This is a genomic window from Pseudarthrobacter sp. MDT1-40-2 (assembly GCF_059383595.1).
The window spans coordinates 623,006-635,536 of sequence record NZ_JBWZCL010000002.1; the positions used below are offsets into that span (position 1 = coordinate 623,006).

The 12,531-nt window shown below is 64.3% G+C and carries 11 protein-coding genes; 8 read left to right on the top strand and 3 right to left on the bottom strand.

Annotated elements, in window-relative coordinates; translation table 11 throughout:
• Positions 1–105: 105 nt before the first annotated feature.
• Positions 106–1,041 carry a LysR family transcriptional regulator gene (locus AC50X5_RS09110; RefSeq protein WP_494975761.1) on the top strand — a complete coding sequence of 312 codons (936 nt, stop codon included), beginning with the start codon at positions 106–108 and terminating at the stop codon, positions 1,039–1,041.
• A 63-nt stretch (positions 1,042–1,104) separates the two neighbouring features.
• On the opposite strand, the gene AC50X5_RS09115 is transcribed toward AC50X5_RS09110, so the two are convergent.
• Entirely contained in the window at positions 1,105–1,914 is an 810-nt protein-coding gene (locus AC50X5_RS09115; protein WP_494975762.1) for an IclR family transcriptional regulator, read from the bottom strand.
• Between AC50X5_RS09115 and AC50X5_RS09120 the strand changes: the two genes are divergently transcribed.
• Entirely contained in the window at positions 1,913–2,122 is a 210-nt protein-coding gene (locus tag AC50X5_RS09120) for a hypothetical protein (protein ID WP_494975763.1), read from the top strand. The two genes, AC50X5_RS09115 and AC50X5_RS09120, sit on opposite strands and share 2 nt — an antisense overlap.
• A 523-nt stretch (positions 2,123–2,645) precedes the next feature.
• Here the strand turns inward: AC50X5_RS09120 and AC50X5_RS09125 are convergent.
• Positions 2,646–3,068, bottom strand: coding sequence for a hypothetical protein (locus tag AC50X5_RS09125; protein ID WP_494975764.1), 423 nt, complete (start codon positions 3,066–3,068; stop codon positions 2,646–2,648).
• 467 nt (positions 3,069–3,535) lie between these two features.
• On the bottom strand, positions 3,536–4,213 hold the full coding sequence (locus tag AC50X5_RS09130; RefSeq protein ID WP_494975765.1) for a GntR family transcriptional regulator: 678 nt from the start codon (positions 4,211–4,213) through the stop codon (positions 3,536–3,538).
• A gap of 155 nt (positions 4,214–4,368) precedes the next feature.
• On the opposite strand from AC50X5_RS09130, the gene glyA reads away from it, so the two are divergent.
• Genes glyA through AC50X5_RS09160 form a run of 6 tightly spaced genes read left to right on the top strand, consistent with a single transcriptional unit; the run spans position 4,369 to position 12,403 of the window.
• The gene (gene glyA, locus AC50X5_RS09135) at positions 4,369–5,775 is read left to right on the top strand and encodes a serine hydroxymethyltransferase (RefSeq protein ID WP_494975766.1); all 1,407 of its coding nucleotides are present in this window, start codon (positions 4,369–4,371) and stop codon (positions 5,773–5,775) included.
• Positions 5,772–6,992, top strand: coding sequence for a sarcosine oxidase subunit beta family protein (locus AC50X5_RS09140; RefSeq protein ID WP_463935990.1), 1,221 nt, complete (start codon positions 5,772–5,774; stop codon positions 6,990–6,992). The genes glyA and AC50X5_RS09140 overlap by 4 nt, the downstream gene beginning before the upstream one ends.
• A gap of 32 nt (positions 6,993–7,024) precedes the next feature.
• Positions 7,025–7,447 (top strand): sarcosine oxidase subunit delta, encoded by a 423-nt coding sequence (locus AC50X5_RS09145; RefSeq protein WP_494975767.1) that lies wholly within the window; start codon positions 7,025–7,027, stop codon positions 7,445–7,447.
• On the top strand, positions 7,444–10,398 hold the full coding sequence (locus AC50X5_RS09150) for a sarcosine oxidase subunit alpha family protein (RefSeq protein WP_494975768.1): 2,955 nt from the start codon (positions 7,444–7,446) through the stop codon (positions 10,396–10,398). The genes AC50X5_RS09145 and AC50X5_RS09150 overlap by 4 nt, the downstream gene beginning before the upstream one ends.
• Complete coding sequence (locus tag AC50X5_RS09155) at positions 10,391–11,029, top strand: sarcosine oxidase subunit gamma (protein ID WP_494975769.1); 639 nt, start codon at positions 10,391–10,393, stop codon at positions 11,027–11,029. Before AC50X5_RS09150 ends, AC50X5_RS09155 begins: the two co-directional genes overlap by 8 nt.
• Complete coding sequence (locus AC50X5_RS09160; protein WP_494975770.1) at positions 11,030–12,403, top strand: L-serine ammonia-lyase; 1,374 nt, start codon at positions 11,030–11,032, stop codon at positions 12,401–12,403.
• Positions 12,404–12,531: the final 128 nt, after the last annotated feature.

The window sequence follows — 12,531 nt, forward strand, 5'->3', positions numbered from 1 at the left end:
GGCGGTGGGACCGGCACGGTGAAAGAACTAGTAATGATGAGATTAGAGTCACAATAGCCGCAAGAAAAGCGCAAGTTATTGAGCATAATCATGCAGAATAGGTGCATGATCGATGCGAGGCTCATCACTCTTCGCGTGTTTGCCCGGTGCGGTACCATCGGCGCGACTGCGGAACTCACGGGATATTCCGCCTCTGCCGTCTCCGCGCAACTGCGGGAGCTCCAGCGCGTGCTTGGCATGGAGCTGCTGACGAAAGACGGCCGGGGGGTGCGGCTTACCGCCACGGGCCGCTTCATTGTGGCTGGCCTGGATCCCCTCATAGACCAATGGGAAAGCCTGCGCGCGGCAGCTATGGAGGCCGGGGACCAGGTGCAGCCCCGTTTTGGTCTCGGCGGATTCTCCACGGCAGCCGCCCAGTTGCTCGCGCCGCTGGCGGCCACCCTGCGCTCAACACGCCCCCTCCTTGAGGTGCAGGTTCTTGAGGCCGATCCGGCCCGCTGCTTCGACTTGTTGATCGCGGAACGAATTGACCTTGCGGTGATTGTTGCCATGCAGTCCGACTCGTATGGCGAGGATGATCCGCGCTTCGAGCAGACAGTTCTACTCGATGATCCGCTGGACGTAATCATTCCCGGTGACCATCCGCTGGCATCACGGGGAACAGCGACGCTTGAAGAGCTGGCATCGGAACCGTGGATCACGGAGGCCGCTGGTTCCACCTACCACTCGCTCTTCGCCGCGGCCTTCACAGCAGTCGGGGTGACACCCCGGATCGCCCACGAGGCCGTTGAATGGGAAACCCAGATCGCGTTCGTGGGTGCGGGGCTGGGCGTCGGCCTGCTGCCCCGGTTGGCGCCTCTGCATGGCGCCGAGAACGTGGTCCGGCTTCGTATCACCGGAAAGGCTAAACCCACGCGGCGCATTGTCGCCGCGGTGCGCAGGGGCAGCATCTCCTCTCCCCTGATTCAGGAGTCGCTCCGCATCCTGCACTTCAACGCCAATCGGATTCTCACGGCCCGCCTCGAGGAAGAAGACCTCTGAGCTGCCGGCGCGGGGTGTCCCGGTGTTCGGCAGCCTCCTTATCTCCAGATGGACGCTGGCATATCAGTGCCGGGCGTAGCCCAGCCGCTCGCTGATTTTCAGCCCGGCTTCCTTCAGTCCGCTGAGGAGCCCGGGTTCGTTTTCCGGATCGAAGCGGAAGGCGGGTCCGGAGATGCTGACGGCCCCTATTACGGCGCCCATGTGGTTGTGGACCGGCACCGAGATCGAGTTGAGCCCGATCTCGAATTCCTCCCGCACTACGGCGTAACCCTGGCGGGCGACGTCAAGTAACTGGGTTTCGAGTTCTTTCCTGTTCGTGATGGTGCGCGGCGTGCGGGCCGGCAGCCCGGTGTCCTTCAGGATTCGTGCACGGTCGTCCGCCGGCAGCCCCGCAAGCAGGATCTTGCCGCTGCTGGTCGCATGCAACGGCGTCAAACTGCCCACCCAGTCATAGGTGGCGAGGGTGGAAGGGCCCATGGCCTGGTCCACGTTCACGGCAAAGTTGGATCGTAGCACCGCCAGGTTGACGGTTTCCTTAAACTCCTCCGCCAAGGCCTCGAGCACCGGCCGTGCTTCCCGCACCAGGCTGAGCCTGCCGGGGATGGAACTGGCCAGGCGCAGGACCCCGAAGCCCAACTGGTACTTGCCGCGGTCACTGTTCTGATGGACCATCTCCCTGTTCACCAGCGATCCCAGGAGCCGCGACACCGTGGACTTGTGAATGCCCATCTCCTCGGCGATTTCACTCACTCCGGCATGGCCGTCCCGGGCCAGGATCTCAAGGACCGTCAGTGCCCGGTCCACAGACTGGACACCGCCGGGCTGGCCGGACTCTGCATCGACCTCGGATTCACGATCATTAGTTGTTGCCATGACTAATACTCTCAAGTCGTCAGTGGCGGGTGAAAATCAGTACAGGCCCTTGCTGGGCGAGCGCAGTCGCTTCCGTCCGCGACGATGCGCCGATCTTCCGGGTAACTTTTCCACCATTGAGGCTACCCTGCGCGCCGGCGAAGAGGTCACCGTCGTCGGCGGAGCCATCTACAGCGCCGGAACCCCCAGGAGTGGAGGTTTCTTGTGATCAATGACGGGCGGTTTCTAGCCAAAATCAGTGCCCGCTTACTGCGGCAGCCGACGGTCTTCAAGGCATTCAGTTGAAGCGCGACATCCGTGGACCCTATCGAAAACCCGGGCGTAGTTCAGCCGCAGGCGCCGCCCTGGACTTCAGCGATCCTGGTGCAGGTCCTCCTTTAACCATAGTGTGGCCCTCGACTCGATCGAGCTCATCCGACACAACGTAGGCGTGGCCTGCCAGCAAACCGGATTTGTTTCGGATTTCAAAGCTGTCGTGTGGGAGCTGATGCCTTCCAGGCCTGACCCAACAAGATGGTGAGTTCATCGCCGAAGAGCTCGTAGTGCAAGTCTTTACCCAGGCTGAGGGTTAAAACACCTCCTACTCTTGCTTCCTGGTCCGCTCACGAAAAACCCGTGAGAAGGACGGCCACGCCTACTGCATTGCCTAGGATGGCTTCTTCTGCCCCCAAAACTGCGGGGAAGCTCGAGTGAAAGAAAGCCCCGTCAGGGTTTCCTGACGGGGCTTTCTTTCACTCGCCGTTGCTGGTTATGGGCGGCTGCCTGCGCTGTCTGTGACGCTGAAGCCGAAGCTGCTGCACGTATCCCACAGTGATGACCCCGGTCAGCCAGATCTGCCACAAGGGACCAGAACCAAGGTCACTCCATGGGATCGTGCCCAGGCACAGGCCTGTGACCAAGCCCAGGCCGAGCCACAGAACCGCTTGGACGGCCTTTGTGTTGGTTTGAAGTGCCGGTGCTGCGGCAGCGCCGGCCAACATGAGGCCGCACGCCGCCCAGCCGATCAAAAACACTCTTAACTGCTGTTCTGCCGGCACACTGCCGCTGGGCCACAGGATCAGTGTGACCGCAACCGTGGCCAAAACGAAGGCCGCACCGAGAACGACATCGTTGCGCTTGGCCGGCTGTGTTGCCTGTTGGGCTGACAGTGACATGATCACTCCTTAGTAGGGGCCGCACCTGACGATCGGGTAGCAGGAAGAACGGTTGCAGCAGTTCAGGCTGACACACCACGGGCAACCCACTGTTGCACAGGCAATGCAGGTAGCTAGAAGGCCGCAAGCGAATGCACACCCGTAGCAGCACGATTGAACACATCCCCAGTTCTGCTCATCACACCTCCGGTACATGCAGTCGGGGCACCCGTTAGTCTCATGCGTGAATCTTTCACTGTTCCCCCAATTCACTGTCAGGACCGCGCCAGTGCGGACCTGTTTTCAACACCATTTCGAATTATTACTAACTTGTCAAACGTCTTGACTGCCGACGCCTATTAGATGCCAATCTGACACCGGGCCGTAGACAGGCGGCGCGATCATCTGAGGCTCCACCCGGTGATTGAGCCTGTCGAAACCAGCCCGAAGGGATCTCGACAAGCTCGATCACCGGGGTTTCCGGCTGCCTACAGCACCGTGCGGATCGTTTCCTCGAACCCCGTGACGTGGTGCAGGGCCAGCTCACCGGCTTTATCGGCGTCGCCGGCCGCAACCGCCCGAAGCAAGTCCACGTGCTCGGTGATGTGGCCGGTAACCGAAGGGACTTTATCCAGGACGAGGCACCAGATGCGCGTAGCCAGGTTGTCGTACCGGATCAGGGTGTCTTCAAGGTGCGGATTGGCGGCGGCCTTGTAGATCAGCCGGTGCACCATGAGGTCGTAACGCATAAGCTCCCGCGACTCCCCCGCGCCGGGATCCAGCGCAGCAATGGCATCTGCCACCTGCAGCAGCTCCTGGCGGATGGCGTCACTTGCCCGGGTGGCGGCCCGGCGGGCAGCCAGCGGTTCCAGCAATTCCCGGATTTCCGAAACGTCAGCCAGTTCCGTGAAGTCAACATTGGTGGCAAAGGTTCCACGGCGTGGATAAGAGATCACCAGGTGGTCCACCTCGAGCCGCTTGATCGCTTCCCGCACGGGTGTCCTGCCGAAGCCGAACTCCGCAGCCAGCTGACCGTCGTTGATGGGCTCACCCGGCCGGATGTCCAGCATGATCAGCTTGTCCCGAAGCTGCCGGTAGGCGGCCTCGGCCTGGGACGGGGCAGGGGCTGCCTGCTCCGCTTGGGGCAGGGCAAGAAGTGCATTCACGGCGCGGCTCCGTTCTTTGCTACACCTTCCGGCCCACAACCGAGAGCCGGGTAGCAGTTTCACATATCTATTGACTCCATGTGATCTCAATCATAGCATTGACTCCACACTGATATATCAGTCATAGAACAAGTGGTATTTCAAAAGGAGCATCCGTGGTTGAGCAGCTGAACGAGCAACTTTCCGTCGTCGATCCCGAGGTCAAGCAAGCCATAGCCCGGGAACTCGGCCGCCAGCAGTCCACGCTGGAAATGATCGCCTCGGAAAACTTCGCTCCGTCGGCCGTGATGGAGGCCCAGGGATCCGTGCTGACCAACAAGTACGCGGAGGGTTACCCGGGAAAGCGCTACTACGGCGGTTGTGAACACGTTGACGTCGTCGAGCAGCTCGCTATCGACCGCGTCAAGGCCCTGTTCGGTGCAGAGTTCGCCAACGTCCAGCCGCACTCCGGTGCCCAGGCCAACGCCGCCGCCATGTTCGCCCTGCTGAACCCGGGCGACACCATCATGGGCCTGGACTTGGCTCACGGCGGTCACCTCACCCACGGCATGCGCATCAACTTCTCCGGAAAGCTCTACAACGTCATTCCGTACCATGTGCGTGAATCCGACCTCCGGGTGGACATGGCCGAGGTCGAGGCTTTAGCCCTGGAGCACCGTCCCAAACTGATCGTGGCCGGCTGGTCCGCCTATTCGCGGCAGCTGGACTTCGCCGAATTCCGCCGTATCGCCGACCTGGTGGATGCCTACCTCATGGTGGACATGGCACACTTCGCCGGCCTGGTGGCTGCCGGGCTGCACCCCAACCCGGTGCCGTACGCGGACGTCGTCACCACCACCACGCACAAGACCCTAGGCGGCCCGCGCGGCGGTGTGATCCTCGCCAAGGAACAGTACGGCAAGAAGATCAACAGCGCCGTGTTCCCCGGCCAGCAGGGCGGACCGTTGGAACACGTCATTGCGGCCAAGGCTGTGGCGTTCAAGCTCGCCGCCACCCCGGAATTCAAGGAGCGCCAGCAACGCGTCCTCGAAGGATCGAAGCTTCTGGCCGAACGCCTCCTCCGGGAGGACGTGGCCGCCGCCGGCATCTCCGTGGTCAACGGCGGCACGGACGTCCACCTGGTCCTGGTGGACCTGCGCAACTCTGAACTGGACGGGCAGCAGGCCGAAGACGCCCTGCACCGGATCGGCATCACCGTGAACCGCAACGCCGTCCCCTTCGATCCCCGCCCGCCCATGGTTTCTTCCGGCCTTCGCATCGGCACCCCCGCCCTTGCCACCCGCGGGTTCGGCGCCGCCGACTTCGCAGAGGTCGCAGACATCATCGCGACGGCGTTGATCGCTGCCGCTGGCAGTGGCACCGCAGACGGCGCCAACAACAGCAGTGCCACCAACGGCACCGGCTCCCTCGACGGCGACACCGCCGTCGAACTCCGGGCCCGGGTCACCGCCCTGGCTGACCGGTTCCCCCTGTACTCCCACCTCTCCCGGGACCTCGACGACGATGATGACGTTGCCGCCTTCGGGGACCTCAACGACGCAATGATCGGAGCAGCCCAGTGAGCACCGAACAGCTTCCGGAGCACCCGGACTTCCTCTGGCGCAACCCGGAGCCCAAGTCCTCCTACGACGCCGTGATCGTCGGCGGCGGCGGGCACGGCCTGGCCACCGCCTACTTCCTGGCCAAGAACCACGGGATGACCAACATCGCGGTCCTGGAAAAAGGCTGGCTGGCCGGCGGCAACATGGCCCGGAACACCACCATCATCCGCTCCAACTACCTCTGGGACGAGAGCGCCGCAATATACGAGCACGCCCTCAAGCTCTGGGAAATCCTGCCCGAGGAACTCGAATACGACTTCCTGTTCAGCCAGCGCGGCGTGATGAACCTGGCCCACACCCTGGGCGACGTCCGCGAAAGCATGCGGCGGGTAGGCGCCAACAAGCTCAACGGCGTGGACGCGGAATGGCTGGACCCCCAGCAGGTCAAGGAACTCTGCCCCATCCTGAACATCAGCGACAACATCCGCTACCCCGTGATGGGGGCGACGTACCAGCCTCGCGCGGGAATCGCCAAGCACGACCACGTGGCCTGGGCCTTCGCCCGCAAGTGCGACGAACTGGGCGTGGACATCATCCAGAACTGCGAAGTCACCGGCTTCGTCAAGGACGGCAACAAGGTGGTGGGCGTCAAGACCAACCAGGGCACCATCAACACCGAGAAGGTGGGCCTTTGCGCCGCCGGGCACAGCTCGGTACTGGCTGAAATGGCCGGTTTCCGGCTTCCCATCCAGTCCCACCCGCTCCAGGCCCTGGTTTCAGAACTCCACGAACCCGTGCACCCAACTGTGGTGATGTCCAACCACGTGCACGTCTACGTTTCCCAGGCCCATAAAGGGGAACTGGTGATGGGCGCCGGCGTGGATTCCTACAACGGCTACGGCCAGCGCGGGTCTTTCCACGTCATCGAGCACCAGATGGCCGCCGCCGTCGAACTTTTCCCGATCTTTGCCAGGGCGCACGTGCTCCGGACCTGGGGCGGGATCGTGGACACCACCCTGGATGCCAGCCCCATTGTGGGCACCACCCCGGTGGAAAACATGTTCGTCAACTGCGGCTGGGGCACCGGCGGCTTCAAGGGCACCCCGGCAGCCGGCCTTACCTTCGCCCACACGATCGCCACCGGCGCCCCGCACAAGCTGAACGCGCCCTTCGCGCTGGAACGGTTCGAAACCGGCGCCCTGATCGACGAACACGGCGCCGCCGCTGTGGCCCACTGACGGCCTGCGCAAGATACAGAAAGAAGACGGACATGCTGCTCATTTCCTGCCCCAACTGCGGCTCGCGCGACGAGACCGAATTCCATTACGGCGGCCAGGCCCACGTCCCGTACCCGGAAAACCCGAACGAACTGAACGACGCCGAATGGGCCCAGTACCTGTTCTACCGGGACAACACCAAGGGTGCCTTCGCTGAACGATGGTTGCACAGCACCGGCTGCCGGCAGTGGTTCAACATGCTCCGCGACACCGTCACCTACGACATCCAGGCGGTCTACCCGATGGGCGCCCCCCGCCCGGACGCCGCAGGGACTGTCACTGCCGAATCCGGTACCGCCAGCACCGCCCCGGACAGCACCACCACCGGCACCGCCGCGCCCAGCGTTTCGGGTACGAGCATCTCCGCAACCAGCACCAGCGCCAGCGCCACTGCCCCGGAAGGAGCAACCAAGTGACTTCCCAGAACGCCCGCCTCGCCGCCGGCGGCCGCATCGACCGCACCATCTCGTGGCGGTTCACCGTGGACGGCCAGGAGTTCACCGGCCACCCGGGCGACACCCTCGCCTCGGCCCTGCTGGCCAACGGCAGCATCGCCGCAGGAAATTCGCTCTACGAGGACCGCCCGCGTGGCATCATGTCCGCCGGTGTGGAGGAAGCCAACGCCCTGGTCCGGGTGGAGCCCCGGTTCCCCGGACACGTGGCCGAATCCATGCTCCCCGCCACAACTGTCACCTTGGTGGACGGCCTCAAGGCAGAGTGGCTCAACGGCCTGGGCCGCCTTGACCCGGAAGATGACAGGGCTGAGTACGACAAGAAGTACGTCCACACCGACGTCCTGGTCATCGGTGGCGGCCCGGCCGGCCTGGCTGCCGCCCGCGAAGCCGTCCGCACCGGAGCCCGCGTCATGCTGCTGGACGACCAGCCCGAACTGGGCGGTTCGCTGCTGTCCGGATCTACGGCCCCGGATCTGGCAGAGCAGATCGAAGGCAAGCCTGCCCTGGAATGGGTAGCCGATGTGGAAGCTGAACTGGTCTCCGGAGCAGAGTCCGCCGTCCTGAACCGGACCACGGCCTTCGGTGCCTACGACGCCAATTACGTCATCGCCGTCCAGAACCGCACCGACCACCTCTCCTCCCCCGCTGCCCCGGGAGTATCCCGCCAGCGCATCTGGCACATCCGGGCCAACCAGGTGGTCCTGGCACCCGGCGCCCACGAACGCCCACTGGTGTTCGAGAACAACGACCGTCCGGGCATCATGCTCGCGTCCGCCGTCCGCAGCTACCTCAACCGGTACGCCGTGGCGGCGGGCCGGCGCGTCGTCATCGCCACCACCAACGATAGTGCCTACGCGGTGGCCGCAGACCTGAGGTCCGCGGGAGTCAAGGTCGCCGCCGTCGTGGACGCCCGGCCGCAGCTCACCGCTGCAGCTGCTGCCGCCGTCGAATATGGAATCCGGGTACTGATCGGCAGTGCCGTGGCCAACACGTCAGCTAGCTCGGCCGGAACAAGCACAGGCCGGCTGGACGGCGTGACCGTCCGCAGTATTAACGACGCCGGCGAACTCACCTCCGGCATCGAGGACATCGCCTGCGACCTGCTGGCGGTCTCCGGGGGCTGGAGCCCGCTGGTTCACCTGCACTCCCAGCGGCAGGGCAAGCTGCGCTGGGATGACGAGCTGGCCGCATTTGTACCCAGCACCGTGGTGCCAAACCAGCAGATTGTGGGTTCCGGCCGCGGAAGCTTCGAGCTCCAGGACTGCCTCGCCGAAGGTACCTCTGCCGGGGCCCGGGCAGCCATCGCCGCCGGGTTCGACTGCGGCACGCAACCGACCCCGCTGGATGCGCCTAAAGCCTCTGCCCCGACCCGCCAGCTCTGGCTGGTCCCGGGTGAGTCCGGCACGCCCGATGACTGGCATCACCACTTCGTGGACTTCCAGCGCGACCAGTCCGTGGCGGACGTCCTGAGGTCCACCGGTGCCGGCATGCGCTCCGTGGAACACATCAAGCGCTACACCTCCATCAGCACGGCCAATGACCAGGGCAAGACCTCCGGCGTCAACGCAATCGGCGTCATCGCCGCTGCACTGCGCCAGGCCGGTGAAGCCTCCCGCGGCATCGGCGAGATCGGCACCACCACCTACCGCGCACCGTTCACCCCGGTGGCTTTCGCGGCACTGGCCGGACGCCAGCGCGGCGAACTGTTCGACCCCGCCCGCGTCACATCGATCCACCCCTGGCACGTTGCCAAGGGCGCCCTGTTCGAGGACGTCGGGCAGTGGAAGCGGCCCTGGTACTACCCGCAAAACGGGGAGGACATGGATGCAGCCGTACTCCGGGAATGCGCCGCGGTGCGCGAATCCGTGGGCTTCATGGACGCCACCACCCTGGGCAAGATCGAAATCCGGGGCAAGGACGCCGGCGAGTTCCTCAACCGGATCTACACCAACGCCTTCAAGAAGCTCGCCCCGGGTTCCGCGCGCTACGGCGTGATGTGCACCCCTGACGGCATGATTTTCGACGACGGCGTGACCCTGCGCCTGGACGAGGACCGCTTCTTCATGACCACCACCACGGGCGGCGCCGCCAAGGTGCTGGACTGGCTGGAGGAGTGGCTGCAGACCGAGTGGCCGGACCTTGACGTTCACTGCACCTCGGTGACCGAGCAGTGGACCACCATCGCCGTCGTCGGGCCGAAGTCCCGTGACGTCGTCGCGAAAGTGGCGCCGGAACTGGCAGCGGACGGCGGGCTGGATCCCGAGGTCTTCCCGTTCATGACCTTCCGCGAAACCACGCTGGCCTCCGGAGTCCGGGCCCGGGTCTGCCGGATCTCCTTTTCCGGCGAGCTGGCGTACGAAATCAACGTGCCGGCCTGGTACGGGCTGAACACCTGGGAAGCGGTGGCCGCAGCGGGCGCAGAGTTCAACATCACCCCTTACGGCACCGAGACCATGCATGTGCTCCGCGCCGAAAAGGGTTACCCGATTGTGGGCCAGGATACCGACGGTACCGTCACCCCGCAGGACGCCGGCATGGAATGGGTGGTTTCCAAGGCCAAGGAGTTCATCGGCAAGCGCTCCTACGCACGGGCCGACGCCCGGCGCGAGGACCGCAAGCATCTGGTGAGCGTGCTGCCGGTGGACCGCACCATGCGGTTGCCGGAAGGCACCCAGCTGGTGGAAAAGGGCCGCTCCACCAACCCTGCTTACGGACCGGTGCCCATGGAAGGCTTCGTGACCTCCAGCTACCACAGCGCAGCCATGGGCAGGTCGTTCGGCCTGGCGCTGATCAAGAACGGCAGAAACCGCATCGGTGAGACCCTGGTGGCCGCTGCCGGAAACCAGCTGGTGGATGTGGTTGTCGGAGAAACCGTACTTCTTGACCCCGAAGGGACCCGCAAAGATGGCTGAAACAGCAGCTCCAGCAACCACCTATGACAAGAACCTCCTGCTTCGTACCAGTCCGGCGGCAGCCTTGAAGGACGCTTTTCACACCGGCTCAGTCAGGGACGTCGTGGAACTGTCCGAGGTCCCGTACCTGACCATGGTGGGCATCCGGGTAGGGGCCGGCACCGAGGCCGGACAGCGCGTAGCGTCCGTCACGGGAGGGCTTCCTTCCCGGTGCGGCGGCGTAGCCGGGACCGGCGAAGTGTCCGTGCTGTGGCTGGGGCCGGAGGAATTCCTCGTGGTGGCACCCATGGAAGCCCACGAGTCCCTTGGCGGGGACCTCATTCAGGCCCTTATCGAAGCACTCGGGGACGGCGCGGGCCAGGTGGTGGATCTCTCCGCCAACCGGACCACGTTTGAACTGACCGGACCAAAATCTGTTGCAGTGCTGGAAAAGGGCTGCTCGCTGGACCTGCACCCGAGGAGTTTCGCCACGGGAACGGCACTGTCCACGGAGGTCGGAAACATCCCGGTGATGCTGTGGAAGACCGGCGACGCAAGCTTCCGGCTCTTCCCCCGCGCGTCGTTCGCCGATTTCCTGGGCCGCTGGCTCCTGGATGCCATGCGTGAGTACGCCTCCCCGGAAGTCCCCTAAATGGCACTCAGTGTCCTGGATCTGTTTTCCGTGGGCATCGGGCCGTCGTCATCACACACCGTGGGACCCATGCGGGCAGCCAAGCTGTTCGTTGACGGGCTCAAAGGCGACGGCCTCCTGAGTTCCACCAGGCGGGTCCAGGCCGAGCTGTTCGGTTCACTGGGCGCCACCGGGCGCGGGCATGGCTCAGACAAGGCCGTGGTGCTTGGCTTTACCGGCCTGGATCCCGAAACGGTGAACACCTTTTCCGCCGACGACCAGGTGGCTGCGGCCGCCCTCGACGCTGAACTGTGGCTGGGCGGGGATCACAGGGTTGACTTCAACTGGGACGAAGACGTGGTGCTGCACCGCCGCAAGTCCCTGCCGGCCCACCCTAACGGCATGACTTTCCGGGCTCTGGATTACGGCGGGGCGGTGCTGAGCGAACGAAGCTTTTATTCCATTGGGGGCGGCTTCGTTGTGGACGGGGACGCCGACGCCGAGGACCGGATCGTGGCCGATTCCACCGTCCTTCCCTACCCCTTCACAACTGCGGACCAGCTCCTGGAGATCTGCCGAACGGAGGGGATGTCCATCTCCGACGTCATGCTGGCTAACGAACTTTCCTGGCGAAGCGAAGCCGAGCTCAGGGAGAAGCTTCTGGCGCTGTGGGCGGTGATGCAAAAATGCGTGGACAACGGCTGCGCGGCGGAAGGAATCCTTCCCGGCGGGCTCAACGTCAGGCGCCGGGCGCCGTCGTTGTTCCAGACCCTGACCGCGGACACCGGCATCACCGATCCACTGCGGGCCATGGAGTGGGTCAACCTTTTCGCGCTGGCAGTCAACGAGGAAAACGCTGCCGGCGGGCGCATCGTCACGGCGCCTACCAACGGCGCCGCAGGGATCGTTCCTGCCGTCCTGCATTACTACGTGAAGTTCGTCCCGGGTGCCAACGACGACGGGGTGGTCCGCTTCCTGCTGGCCGCTGCCGCCGTCGGGATTCTGTTCAAGATCAACGCCTCGATCTCCGGTGCCGAGGTGGGCTGCCAGGGTGAAGTGGGCTCCGCGTGCTCCATGGCTGCCGCCGGGCTGTGCGAGGTCCTGGGTGGAACGCCCGCCCAGGTGGAAAATGCGGCCGAAGTGGGCATTGAACACAACCTCGGCCTGACCTGCGATCCCGTGGGCGGGCTGGTGCAGATTCCCTGCATTGAACGCAACGCCATCGCCAGCGTCAAGGCAATTAATGCTGCCCGGCTCGCCCTGCACGGGGACGGCAGCCACAAGGTGTCCCTGGACAAGGCCATCAAAACGATGCGCGAGACAGGCGCGGACATGAAGACCAAGTACAAGGAAACCTCCCGTGGAGGCCTGGCTGTCAACGTCATCGAGTGTTGACACCGGAGGGCATTTCCTAATAAGCGATGAACTGACTGTTGTCCGTGGGCGGGCAACAGTCAGTTCTTCGCGTTAAGTAACAAGTCCTGCAGCGGAGTCCGCAGCCAGCCCCAACCCCGCGCCCTGGA

Coding starts and splice junctions, on each gene's coding strand:
- AC50X5_RS09110 (WP_494975761.1), top strand. CDS start 106: ATGATCGATGCGAGGCTCATCACTCTTCGCGTGTTTGCCCGGTGCGGT.
- AC50X5_RS09120 (WP_494975763.1), top strand. CDS start 1,913: ATGACTAATACTCTCAAGTCGTCAGTGGCGGGTGAAAATCAGTACAGG.
- AC50X5_RS09115 (WP_494975762.1), bottom strand. CDS start 1,914: ATGGCAACAACTAATGATCGTGAATCCGAGGTCGATGCAGAGTCCGGC.
- AC50X5_RS09125 (WP_494975764.1), bottom strand. CDS start 3,068: ATGTCACTGTCAGCCCAACAGGCAACACAGCCGGCCAAGCGCAACGAT.
- AC50X5_RS09145 (WP_494975767.1), top strand. CDS start 7,025: ATGCTGCTCATTTCCTGCCCCAACTGCGGCTCGCGCGACGAGACCGAA.
- AC50X5_RS09155 (WP_494975769.1), top strand. CDS start 10,391: ATGGCTGAAACAGCAGCTCCAGCAACCACCTATGACAAGAACCTCCTG.
- AC50X5_RS09160 (WP_494975770.1), top strand. CDS start 11,030: ATGGCACTCAGTGTCCTGGATCTGTTTTCCGTGGGCATCGGGCCGTCG.